The sequence below is a fragment of the Macrococcus sp. DPC7161 genome, assembly GCF_004117835.1.
Classification (GTDB): Bacteria; Bacillota; Bacilli; order Staphylococcales; family Staphylococcaceae; genus SDSC01.
This window is the reverse complement of the sequence record NZ_SDSC01000001.1, coordinates 451,641-463,673: the sequence shown is the minus strand read 5'-3', so window position 1 is coordinate 463,673 and position 12,033 is coordinate 451,641. Positions and strand designations below refer to the sequence as shown.

Below are 12,033 nucleotides of genomic sequence, written 5' to 3'. Positions count from 1 at the left end.
TAAATGCCATTTATCACAGTAGAATTAATTGAAGGACGTTCAGAAGAACAATTAAAAAAAATTGTAGAAGAAGTGACTGAAGTCGTTTCTAAAAACGCAAATGCACCAAAAGAAAACATTCATGTATTCATAAAAGAATTAAAAAAAGAACGTTATGCAGTTGCTGGTAAATTAAAATCAGAAAGCTAGACATTTAAGAACGCCACTTTCTCATTGAAAGAAAGTGGCGTTTTATTTTTTGTGGTTTTCATAGCTGTTTTATTGCTGTTTTTACTACCCAGTAGCTAGTATTTAACCAATTTTAGCTACTGAGCTAAACAAAATTACTGATATCAACTCAAATTTTATGCGTTAAACTTTTCATTTAATCGTTCTGTTGCTGTTTTTCTTGTTGGTGGTTGAGACGTTTCTACTACTGTCTTTAAATCTTTTAAGATAGTCTCATATTCTGATTTAAAGAAATCTGTATCTTCTTCGTATGATACAAATGCATCTAAACCTTTGTGAATAATAATATATATTGTTTCATTCACACTTTTATTTGTACATTGAATCATAAATTGAGTCATTGCTTCAGAATAATCTACAGGGTATCCAATATGTTCTGAAATTAAACGAATCAATACAGCTACTAAGTCTTCACCAGTAATATCATATTTTTTAGCATAACCATTATACACACCAAATGTATAAGCGACGAGTGCTTGATCATCTAAATCACTTTGATCATCATATATTTTTGAAGATTGTAATGCATCCACTACATTTTTGCCGTATTCGAACATTGATTCTAGTTGGTTCATAACTTACCTCCATCATTCTATCTTTTTATTATCAAAGTATATCAAAGCACTGAACAAAATTAAATGAATGTTATTTGAAATCTAAATTCATATAGAGGTAATGGTTGTTTTTAATGTCTTTTTTTGAAATAGTTTTCGTTTCAGATTTAATCGTCTTTCCGTTGTTTTTAGCTTCAATATAAACTTCTAATGGTTTTGATACATCAAAAAATCCAACGCGCTTCTCTTTCGAATCAAGCTTACCTGTATGTTTTCCAACATGGTATATCATATCATCTTGTTTCACTTGGCTCATAGAAGGATAAATATACAATTCCACAACATCAAACTTTTCTTTTATTTGATAATATTTTTCATAACGCACTTCTAATTTACCGTCAAATGTTTGACTGCCTTCAGTTTTTTGCATTGGTAATGTATACTGCCCTACTGGTAAGAATAAATAGTAATAACCGAATCGTTCTGGTTGATACTTTATCGACTTGCCAAACATATCTATTGTAGTTGGTGCTTGTAAGTCACTTGAGAAACTAAACTCATGCATCGGAATTTCAAACTGATAGCCCTTTTTTAGCTTCGTAACATATAATACATCCATTGATTTCGCAAAAACCGTTTGTCTAGATTCATAGCTCGAATTAGATAATGTGTTTAAATTTTCGTTTAAGTGATGGATAAAGGATTTTTTTGTAGACTTTTCTTTCATCAAATTAAGCCAGTTTTTAATTTGTTGTTCTGTCGCTTTTTGTTGATCGACGATCAAAGTATCTTTTAATAATGTTGCATCATTATTTTGTACTGCATTTACAATTTGATCATAAGTTTTTGTCAATGACGCATTTGGTATATAAACTTTATAGCTTCCAAATGATTTAGGTTTATTTAAGTATTTCGAGTCTTTACCATAATATGGTGCCGTTGGTTTATAAGGTTCACCACTTTCAATATTCACTTGATGTTTGATAGGTACGAGTGGCTTTAATTCGTCTTTAAATGTAGTTTTAGTTGAAATATTATCTTTTTTACGAGATTCATTTTTAAATAAGTCATCAAATTCATTTTTAACAGTCTGTTCGAATTGATTTAAAGATTGTTGAAATTTACTTGTTACATTATTGCTATTGTCATGCTGTTGTTGATGTAATACTTGATAAATTAAATATCCAGATCCTCCAATAACTAAAAGGATTAATGAAAAAATCACCGCGACAAAACAACCTATCAGTTTATCGCCAGAGGTATTTTCTTCAACTAATATGTGATTGCAATGCGGACAAATTCGAACATCTTCTGTAATTGTTTTACCACAGTTTGGACATGTACTCATCATTACCTCCAAATAATTTATTATTGACTACCAATCGATAAATAAATTTTGTAAAATCAATTAATTTATACCTATAATTTTACAATAAAGTACAGATTTTTGCTTATAAAAAAAGGAGATGATCACTCATCTCCAATTCATATTTTTATTCATTTAAAAACTTTTGTATCGCTGCTTTATTTTTTTCTTTATCGATTTCTAATACAGCTCCCGCTTCTGGATAACTATTTTGGAAATACGAATCTTTAATCGGTACAACAAGCGTTTTTACATCTTTGTCTCCTCTTAAAATAAAGCTTGCACCTGTTTTAAATATTGCTGGATCGTCTAAATTTGTATCCACATACCCTCTCGCAATACCAGCAAGTTTTGGTGTTTTCGTTACCGCTGAGAAACTTGTCATTTCTTTTTTCAATGCTTTAATAACTTGTTGTTGACGTCTTACACGACCGAAATCGCCTTCATCATCATGGCGGAATCGTGCATAACCTAAAACTTCTTTCCCTTTTAAATTGTGTAGTCCTTTTTTAAGTGACACACCAATTGCATCTGACATGTCTTTTTCAACATCTATTGGTAAACCATTTGGTGCAATTTCATCTACCATTGATTCAAAACCTTTAAAGTCGATGATTGCATAATATTCTATATCAATACCTAAGTTTTTCTTTAATGTTTTACGTAATAATTCAGGTCCCCCTAATGAATAAGCCGTATTAATTTTATAATTACGATAGCCTGGTATTTCAGCATAAATATCACGCATTACTGAAATAACTTTCATACGTTTGTTTAAATAATCATATTGAGCAACCATAATTGAATCCGTTCTAGCATTACCATCTACCATTCTATCTTGACCTAAAATTAATACGTTAATTTTTGCATCATTTTTAATGGTGCCGTTAAATTCAAATTTTCTTGGTTTCTTGCCATGATCAATTGCAAGTTGTATGCCATCCTGATAACTATTTTTAGCATATCGATACGTTAAGAATGAAGCTAGTATCAATATGAGAATGATGCCTAAAATAATGAATGGCATTTTTTTAAGTTTTCGCCTTCTAACTGTTTTCACTTGTTTGTTTTCAGGAAATTCCTGCATTCTGCAACCAACTTTCATTTAATTTACAATACTTTAAACTTATATAAATTCTACTTAAAAATCAAGTATTTTAAGCATGTAATTTTCCACAACTTTATAGTACAATAAGCAAATATAATAAAGGATTGAGGTGTTTAGAAATGGAAAAAATATATTTTGCAGGTGGTTGTTTTTGGTGTATGGTAAAGCCATTCGATTCATATGAAGGTATTACAAGTGTTAAAAGTGGTTATATGGGTGGCCATGTTGTAAATCCAACTTATGAACAAGTAAAAAGTGGACATTCTGGACATCTAGAAGTTGTAGAAATTGTATACGATGAAGCATTGTTCCCATTAAAAAAATTGTTAGAAATATTCTTTTCTATCATTGACCCTACAGATGATGAAGGTCAATTTCAAGATAGAGGTAGTCAATATAGAACAGCAGTTTTCTGTACAACTGAAGCTCAAAAAAAGCAAACAAACCAATATATTAAGTCTATAGAAAGTCAATACGATCAACCAATTGTTACAAATATTTATGATGAAACTCCTTTCTATCTAGCTGAAGACTATCATCAAGATTTTTACAAAAAAAATCCTGAACGCTATCAACAAGAACAAATTGATCGATCAAATTATAAAAGCAAACTTTAAATAAGTATAAAATAAGCACCCAAACTGACGCATTTTTTACATCTTTTTGGGTGCTTCTATTTATTATTTTTTATTTTTATTAATAATCATACTTGCTTTTAATATTGATGAAATCAATGAGCTGTGTCTTTTATAAACCAAATATCTAGATTCAAAGTTTGGATTAAATTTCTCTTTATAATTTCTCAATCCTTTGAAGCTATATAAATGAGAAATCGAATCAAATATTTTTCCTGCAAATTTTTCTCTATAAAATGCATGCTGATGTCTACCTACATTAGATAAAGGCGCCATACCCATATTGAAATAAGCATAACGTTCTTTTAAATGTAACATCGTCATTAAATACAATCCATCCATCATCTGTAAACCAGTTTCTTTCCAACGGATTAAATCTACAGAGATTGTATCATCCATATACGTCGGCATCATCGTTACAAATCCAATGATTTCTTCATCATTTCGAATAACCCCAATATCCGCTTTATTTAAGTAATCCACATCAAACTTCCCTACAGAGAAGTTCATTTCATTTCTGCCATCTAACCATTCATCTGAAATTAATTTAAGTTCAGTTAAAAATGCTTCGCTAAATGGTGGAGAAACAACTTCATATCGGTATCCTTCATTTTCAAATTTATTGACTGTAGCTCTAAATGCTCGTTTTTTCTTTCCTGCAATTGTAAAGTCGCTTAAAGGAATAACTGCTTCTTCACCTAATTTGAAGAAAATATTACCGTAATCATGATATTTCGGTAAATAAGTTGGTTGCACTTGATAGAAAATAACATCATACCCGAAATATTCTGTTTGATCGTAGAAATTTTGTAATAAAGCATCTATTGATTTGGGATTCCCTAATGGATCTCCTAATACTACAATTGAATCCGAATGATATTGAAACATCATAAATGCATCTTTAGCTTCATTTGTAAAAAATAATTTATCATTTGTAAATGCCAAATGACTCACATAGTTACCACCATATGTATTTAAAATATTTAATCTTTCTTCTTCAGTTAGTGGCATGTGCAATGTATTTTTAAATTTCTTTCTAAATATTATTGTAATCAAAACACTTAACAACGCAAAACTCAATAACATCACAAAAAATAAATGTCTTAACATTTGACTGTCGAAATCAATATTATCTTGTGTAATAATCGTGTCCATTTCAAATTTATTGACACTTGCATTAATAAATATCGCTATCAATCCAATACCTAAAGTAAATAATGCACGTTTTGGTGTAATGGCTCTTTTAATATGTTTAACATTACGATTTCCTAAATAGAGCAATATTAACAAAATAACAAGCCATGCATAAAAGAAGATGGAACCAAATGTTAAATACGTTGTTATCAATAAAATAACAGTACTGATTATACTCATAATATGTGCACGCATCGTATCGTACATCACACCGATTGAACAAACAATCAATATTAGTGAAGCTGCTGAATGAAGTGCCGTTAATACTAAATAAGTTGTATGATCTACATCATAAATGGCATCATAAATGATATTAATATTCCCCATTAAAAAGAAAATACCAGTAATAAACACTAATATACCTAATGCAATTTGCGGTATTCTTACTAAGATATCTTTGAGTACGCTTAAAAATAATGAATGCGTTTCAAGTGCAGGTGCAACATATTTATTATCTTCTAGTTGTGCTTTGTAATCATTGAATACAAAAGTACTTAAAACTAGAGATAATAAAAATGGGATAAAGTAATAGACAATTCTGTATAATACAAGCGCCAATAATACTTTTTCTTCTGCAATACCATGTGTTTTAAGCCCTAATAAAAACATTAAATCAAATGCCCCAAAACCACCTGGTACTAATGAGATTAACCCAGCTAATGCAGAAATAACAAAAATGCTGATGAGTAATCCATATTCAATATGAATGCCCATTGTTTTAAAAATAAGATAAAATAATCCACTTGCTACTAGCCATTCTAATGATGAAATTAATGTAAATTTAATTCCAAGTAATTTATCATTCCCTACGGGTTTAACAATTGAAAAGATAATAAAGAATGGTAAGAATAAACATATAATTATTAATGCCCATTTATACCAATTAAATTGGTCAAATGCATGTGTATTAGGAAAGATACCTATTACCATACCAATGGCTAACAAGCTCATTCCAGAAATCATCGATAATAATAATAATGAGATACCTTTTATTAATGTTTTCTCATGATTATAATGTTCACGATAAACAACATGTCTTAAACCAGCACCAATTAAACCACCAAATCCAATTACAGCATTCAAAGCATTGATGATATAACTGATTTTTAATACCTTAATTACTGGCATATTGATTTTAAGTTGTTTGATTAATATGACATCATATAATGTCAAAATAAAAACAGCATATATCCCAAGAATCATTAACATTGTTAAATCCAAAGTTGGGATCGTTTTAAATAATATTCTTGTCTTATTCAAGTCAATTTGCGTCAATTCATTTTTTAATTGAAAAATCACAAAAATAAACAAACCACATGCAAAAATAAATTTCAAAATTCCTTTATATTTCTTAATAAATGTCATCATGTATCACCTTCATTCATAAGTACCTTTATCTTCAGCATAATATCGATTGTATCTTGCTTTAAACTTCGTAAAGAAGTATTGGACGAAAACTTTTAAAATAGCATAACTTGGTATGGCCACAATGACACCTAAAATACCAAAGAGATTACCGGCACAAAGTAATACAAAAATAATTGTCAAAGGATGTATTTGCATCGTTTTTCCCATAATGTTTGGTGAAATAAAATGGCCTTCTAAAAACTGAACACTGATCCATACTATAGCAAGTTTCAATAGCATAAATGGTGATTCAACCAATGCAAGTATCACTGCTGGACTGATTGCAATCATAGGTCCTAAATAAGGCACCACGCTTGTAACAGCCGCAATACACGCTAAAATTAATGCGTATTGTAAACCAATAATTAAATAACCGATATAAAGTAAAATCCCGATACATATCGAAACAATTAATTGTCCTTGAATATAAGAACCTACTTGTAAGTTCATTTTATCTAAAATTTCATGAAAATCATCACGATACTTTGGAGGCGTTAATTTAATGATGTAACGTTTGAATTTTGCACCATCCTTTAATAAGAAAAACAATACAAACGGGAATGTGATAATTACAACAGCAATGCTTGCTAACGCATCAAATATAGATTTAAATTTCGTTGGTACATCACCAATATAATTAGAAACTTTATTTGGGAAATCACTTAAATTCTTATTCACCCAATCTTGAATATGACTAATATAGGGTTGAAACAACTTATTGTTTGCAAGCTCATTAAAACGATGTAATAAATACTTCAAATATTCAGGTAAGTTTCTCGTAAAACTAGTTAACTGTTCTTGAATGATTGGCACTAATAACGTCACTAATATACTCAAGATAGATACAATAACTAAAAATAAAATAACGATACCCCATAATCGCTTAATACGATATTTTTCCATAATATTGACTAAAGGATTGAGTAAATAGTACAAAATAAATGCGACTACAACAGGTCCAATAATCGTATGTATGATTATTAGAATTGGATCAAAAATAAATGATACTTTACTAAATATCCAAATTACTAATCCTAATAACAATAAACTAATCAGTGAGAAAATTATATTCTTCCCACCCCAAAATGATATAAATCGATTTTCCTTCATAAAGCCTCCTATTCAGTTGTAACAACGTGCCTTTTGATAACTACTATCATACACGAGTGGCAAATAATAATAAAGCAAGACAAAAAAATGACGAGACTTTAGTCTCGTCATTTAACAGATTTTAAATTATTGAACCGTTAATAAAGTTTCAGCTTGTTTGATTTGTCCATAATGAACATTAGCAATAGATTGACCATTTAAATTTGTAAAGATAATCGGCGTAATATCGCTCTTAGCATTTTTACGGATATAATCTAAATCAACATCCATTAAAACGTCACCTTTTTTAATAGTATCACCTGGTTTAACGTGTAAAGTAAATCCTTCACCATTTAACGCCACTGTTTCTAAACCAAAGTGAATTAAGATTTCTAAACCTTGTTCATTTTCTAAACCAAGTGCATGTTTTGTAGGGAAGTCCATTTTAACGACACCATCAAATGGTGCGACAACTTGACCGATACTTGGAATAATCGCAACACCGTCACCCATTAATTTTTCACTAAATACTTGATCAGGAACTTTTGTTAAATCAACTACTTCACCAGTGATTGGTGCATAAATTGTTGATGCATTTAATACTTGATCTTTTGAGTCTATTGATGCAACACCTGCAGTGTCGCCTTTTTCAGTTACTGTTGTTTCAGACGGTTTCGTAATTTCACCAGAAATAATACGTGCCATATCATGTTTGATTTGGTCAGATTTTGGACCAAAGATAGCTTGCATATTGTTACCAACTTCAAGGACACCTGCTGCGCCTAAAGCTTTTAATTCCGGAACATTTACTTTAGATTTGTCACGTACTTCAACACGAAGACGCGTAATACAAGCATCTAAATGTTTAATGTTTTCTTTACCACCCATAGCATCTAATACGTGGAATGGTAATTCAGCTACTTCTGAATTTCTTGATTCAGCTTCTTCATCTTCACGACCTGGTGTTTTTAAGTTGAATTTCTTAATTGCAAATGTGAATAAGAAATAATAAACAACTGCATAAACTAAACCTACTGGAATTACTAATAATGCGTTTGTACGATCCCAGTTTAATAAACCGAATAATGTATAATCGATAAATCCACCAGAGAATGTCATACCGATTTTAACATGTAATAAATGCATTACTAAGAATGAAGTACCTGCTAATAATACGTGAATACCATAAAGAATTGGTGCTACGAATAAGAATGAGAATTCTAATGGTTCTGTAATACCTGTTAAGAATGATGTTAATGCTGCAGAAAGCATTAAACCACCAACAACTTTTTTACGTTCTGGTTTTGCTTGACGATAAATCGCAAATGCTGCTGCTGGTAAACCAAACATCATGAATGGGTATTTACCAGTTGTAAACATACCTGCTGTAAATGGAACGCCATCTTTCATTTGAGCCATCCAAATTTTTTGGTCACCACGAATTAAGTTACCTGCATGGTCAGTATATTGACCAAACTCGAACCAGAATGGTGCATAGAATATATGGTGTAATCCAAATGGAATTAAAGAACGTTCAATAATACCGAAAATAAATGTCGTTAATACAACGTTTTTATCTAATAAGAATGAAGATAAACCATTTAAACCACCTTGAATTGATGGCCATACTAATGCCATGATTGCACCGACTATAATCGCCATTACTGAAGTAATGATTGGTACAAATCGTTTACCAGCGAAGAACCCTAAGAATGCTGGCATTTGGATGTTATAAAACTTATTGTAACACCATGCTGCAACTGCACCCATGATGATACCACCAAACACCCCTGTTTGAAGTGTAGGAATACCTAAAACTAACGCATGACCAGGATCTTTTGCAGATTGACCTAACGTTTTTGCACCTTCAGCATAACTGAAAATATCATCAATAGTAATGCCTAAGAATTTGCCCATAGTTGCATTCATAATTAAGAATCCAACCAATGCTGCAAGTCCGGCAACACCATCTCCTCCAGCTAAACCTAAAGCAGTACCAATGGCGAATAACAATGGTAAGTTATCAAAAATAACCTGTCCTGCTTGCTCCATAATACCAGATAACATTACAAAGAAATCTGCTTTTAACCAAGGTGCAAATTGCACTAATTGATCATTGTGCATCGCATTACCAAATGCAAGTAAAATCCCTGCAGCTGGTAAAAGTGCAACCGGTAACATTAATGCTTTACCAATACGTTGCAATTGACCGAATAAAGACTTGAACATAAAACTTCCTCCTTGATAGTTACAACACAAAAAGACATGAGTATAGACTTATCCCTTATGGATATAATCAATACTCATGCCTGCGTTATCAGTAACACGTATTGTGTTGTTATTAAATTTATATTGTGATTATATCAACAAACTAAGACGAACGCAACACATTTTTCCGAAATAAATTCATTTTAAATGTACTTGTATTACTTATCATTGGTTTGTGTGTTAAAATGCTGAATATGCATCGTTAAATAGACCAATTCAGATTCGTACACTGGTTTTTTCAAATGTGTTTGCATCATTTTTACAATTTTCACTGCACTTGAATAACATAATGGATATTGAATCTTTAACAATTTATCTAAATTCGTTTGATCTGGCACACGATCATCATTCATCACACGCTGTACTGCAAAGCTAATATGTCGAACAAATCGGGTATACATTAAAGACTCTTTATCAATTTGTACCTTTAAATCATGTTCAATGATATGTACAGCACGTGTAACCACTTCTGTCATTAAACTCATGTCATGTAGCGTATGATTATTAATTGACGAATGAATATGTAATGCAATAAAACCAACTTCTTGATAAGGGAATGTAACACCTAATTTTTCATTTAATAGTGCTACTACAAATTCAGCAATCTCGAATTCTCTCGGATATAAAGCCTTCGTTTCCTGAAGAAAAGGATTCGCAATTTGAATGCCATCTTTTAATCGTTTCATTGCAAATATGATATGGTCCGTTAACGATAATAAAATGTCATCATTAATGGCACCGCGTGTACTTTTATCAATTTCATTAACGACTTCTAATATTACTTTCAATGTATTATCATCTGCAATATGAACGAGCGTTTTGTAGCGTTCTTGTTCATGATAACCCTTTAATTCATAAATTTTTTCGACTTTGTTTTGATCGGCTTCTGTGATCAGTGAACCTGATTTCTTATTGAAACCAATCCCTTTTCCAATAAGAATCACTTCTTCAATGTCATCTTTCGCCACAACAACATTATTATTTAAAGTTTTGACGACTTCATAAGTACTCATATAAACCTCCTCCCAAAGACCTATGTGATTTCCTAATATTCATGTTACTATAATAACAGACTGATATAGATATACAATCTAATTGTCTAAATTTAATCACGGAGATGATCAAATGAAAAAAATCTTAAAACTTTTTACTTTGTTCGCTATTTTTACAATTACTTTATCAGCTTTTTCAAAACCTACATATGCTGTAACTGAAGAAGCATGGAGTGAAGCTGTTACGGTATACGGCGCTGCATTAGAAAGTAATCAAAATATGCAAAGTACTACAAAACAATTATTAGGAACACAAGACAGCGATAAAGTAACTTACGTTCATGCACAAGATTTAACAAAATACTTAAACTTACAATCAAGTGACGACGTATTAAAATCAAGTATTCGAATTAAAAAATTGTCAAAAGGCGCTGGTTTAACATTAAATATTGATCAATCAAAAGGTAAAATTACTAAAATTACAGAAGATACATACAAAAACGCATTATTAACAGCTGGTGTAACAGATGCAGAAGTTAAAATTGCAGCAGCAGAAGACGTAACAGGAGAAAGTGCTTTAGCAGGTGTTTATAAAGCATTTGAAGCTCAAGGCGAACCAATCAACCAAGGTCAAACACAAGCTGCACAAGAAGAATTAAGTTCAATCTCAAATATCACACAAGAAAACCAAAATAAAGAAGGTTTCAGCTCAGAACAATTAAATAAAGCAGTTGCTGAAGCAAAAGCTGAAGTTGCGAAACAAGGTGGTAACTTAACAGTTAATCAAATTACAAACATCGTCAATCAAAAAATTGAAGAAAATGGATTAAAGGATGTTTTAAACAACAATCAAATCAATTTAATTGTTAACTTTATTAATAACGCACAACAACAAGGCATTTTTAAAGGTGAAAACGCAAAACAATTTATTGATTCAGCTAAAAATTATGTAAACGATATTAAAAATTCTGATGGTTTTAAACAAGCAAGTGAAAAAGCAAAAGAAATTGGTAAAAACATTAAAGATTCATTACAAGATCAAGGATTATGGGATAAAATCATGAGTTTCTTCCAATCAATTTTTGATGCAATTGTGAACTTCTTTAATAGTATATTTAAATAAAAAAGTGCTTTGGGACAATATCGTCCCAAAGCACTTTTTCATATAATAATCATTTTAATAATCATTTTA

General features: G+C 30.8%; 10 protein-coding genes. 3 read left to right on the top strand and 7 right to left on the bottom strand.

The features are described 5' to 3' along the window. Positions 1–3 precede the first annotated feature (3 nt). Positions 4–189, top strand: a complete 186-nt coding sequence (locus tag ER639_RS02240) for a 2-hydroxymuconate tautomerase (RefSeq protein ID WP_129064123.1) — start codon at positions 4–6, stop codon at positions 187–189. Between the two features lie 155 nt (positions 190–344). Here ER639_RS02240 and imm48 read toward each other — a convergent pair whose 3' ends face one another. The 3 genes from imm48 to ER639_RS02225 form a co-directional block, all read right to left on the bottom strand. Continuing rightward, the gene (gene imm48 / locus ER639_RS02235; RefSeq protein WP_129064122.1) at positions 345–803 is read right to left on the bottom strand and encodes an Imm48 family immunity protein; all 459 of its coding nucleotides are present in this window, start codon (positions 801–803) and stop codon (positions 345–347) included. 70 nt (positions 804–873) lie between these two features. Then, positions 874–2,130 (bottom strand): zinc ribbon domain-containing protein, encoded by a 1,257-nt coding sequence (locus tag ER639_RS02230; RefSeq protein WP_129064121.1) that lies wholly within the window; start codon positions 2,128–2,130, stop codon positions 874–876. A 145-nt stretch (positions 2,131–2,275) separates the two neighbouring features. Then, a complete protein-coding gene (locus tag ER639_RS02225) occupies positions 2,276–3,235 on the bottom strand; it encodes an LCP family protein (RefSeq protein WP_129064120.1) in 960 nt (319 codons plus the stop codon). 140 nt (positions 3,236–3,375) lie between these two features. Between ER639_RS02225 and msrA the strand changes: the two genes are divergently transcribed. Beyond that, entirely contained in the window at positions 3,376–3,873 is a 498-nt protein-coding gene (gene msrA / locus ER639_RS02220) for a peptide-methionine (S)-S-oxide reductase MsrA (protein WP_129064119.1), read from the top strand. Between the two features lie 63 nt (positions 3,874–3,936). Here the strand turns inward: msrA and mprF are convergent, their stop codons facing one another. The 4 genes from mprF to glcT form a co-directional block, all read right to left on the bottom strand. Beyond that, positions 3,937–6,453, bottom strand: a complete 2,517-nt coding sequence (mprF, locus tag ER639_RS02215) for a bifunctional lysylphosphatidylglycerol flippase/synthetase MprF (protein ID WP_129064118.1) — start codon at positions 6,451–6,453, stop codon at positions 3,937–3,939. Between the two features lie 9 nt (positions 6,454–6,462). Continuing rightward, a complete protein-coding gene (locus tag ER639_RS02210) occupies positions 6,463–7,602 on the bottom strand; it encodes an AI-2E family transporter (protein ID WP_129064117.1) in 1,140 nt (379 codons plus the stop codon). A 126-nt stretch (positions 7,603–7,728) separates the two neighbouring features. Further along, positions 7,729–9,810 carry a glucose-specific PTS transporter subunit IIBC gene (gene ptsG, locus ER639_RS02205; protein ID WP_129064116.1) on the bottom strand — a complete coding sequence of 694 codons (2,082 nt, stop codon included), beginning with the start codon at positions 9,808–9,810 and terminating at the stop codon, positions 7,729–7,731. A 197-nt stretch (positions 9,811–10,007) separates the two neighbouring features. Continuing rightward, positions 10,008–10,862, bottom strand: a complete 855-nt coding sequence (gene glcT, locus ER639_RS02200; protein ID WP_129064115.1) for a glucose PTS transporter transcription antiterminator GlcT — start codon at positions 10,860–10,862, stop codon at positions 10,008–10,010. 112 nt (positions 10,863–10,974) lie between these two features. Here glcT and ER639_RS02195 point away from each other — a divergent pair, with 112 nt between their 5' ends. After that, the gene (locus tag ER639_RS02195) at positions 10,975–11,964 is read left to right on the top strand and encodes a DUF1002 domain-containing protein (RefSeq protein WP_129064114.1); all 990 of its coding nucleotides are present in this window, start codon (positions 10,975–10,977) and stop codon (positions 11,962–11,964) included. Positions 11,965–12,033: the final 69 nt, after the last annotated feature.